Below are 765 nucleotides of genomic sequence, written 5' to 3' on the forward strand. Positions count from 1 at the left end.
GAGCAGATGGAGCGGTTGAGGCCGTTTTTTCCGAAGAGCCATGGCAAGCCGAGGGTCGACGACCGCCGGGTCTTGAGCGGGATAATCTTCATCAATCGCAATGGGTTGCGGTGGTGTGATGCGCCCCGGGAGTATGGTCCGCCCAAGACCCTCTACAACCGGTGGAAGCGGTGGGGTGACATGGGGGTCTTCGCCCGGATGATGGTGGGACTGGCCTGCGAAGGGGGCGAGGAGAAGGTCGTCATGATCGACGCGACCTACCTCAAGGCGCACCGCACGGCTTCGAGCCTGCGGGCAAAAAAGGGGGGCCCGACGACAAGCGCGGCCGTCTGATCGGGCGCACGAAGGGCGGGCTGAATACGAAGCTGCACGCCGTCACGGATGCAAAGGGCCGCCCACTGCGGTTCTTCATGACGGCGGGACAGGTTAGCGACTACACCGGCGCAGCGGCGCTTCTGGGCAGCCTGCCTGCCGCCGACTGGTTGATCGCGGACCGGGGGTATGACGCGGACTGGTTCAGGGAAGCATTGAAAGACAAGGGGATAAAGCCCTGCATCCCTGGTCGGAAGTCGCGCGGCAAGGTCGTCTCGTATGACAAACGCCGCTACAAGCGCCGCAACCGGATCGAGATCATGTTCGGCAGGCTCAAGGACTGGCGCCGCGTCGCCACCCGCTATGACAGATGCCCCAAGGTCTTCCTGTCAGCAGTCGCCCTCGCTGCAACCGTCATCTTCTGGCTTTGACGATCAATGGGTCCTGACCCTA

Annotated in this window: 1 protein-coding gene; it reads left to right on the forward strand. The window is 63.1% G+C overall.

Going from position 1 to position 765, the window contains the following annotated elements:
* Positions 1 to 743, forward strand: a protein-coding gene (locus D2N39_RS22430) for an IS5 family transposase (protein ID WP_233557393.1) whose coding sequence is annotated in 2 segments (ribosomal slippage) — positions 1 to 310 and positions 310 to 743 — 744 coding nt annotated over the 2 segments. Because the reading frame shifts where the segments join, the coding sequence is not laid out codon by codon here. This gene is flagged as partial in the annotation.
* Between the last annotated feature and the right edge of the window lie 22 nt (positions 744 to 765).

This window comes from Gemmobacter lutimaris (genome assembly GCF_003570715.1).
Classification (GTDB): domain Bacteria; phylum Pseudomonadota; class Alphaproteobacteria; order Rhodobacterales; family Rhodobacteraceae; genus Gemmobacter; species Gemmobacter lutimaris.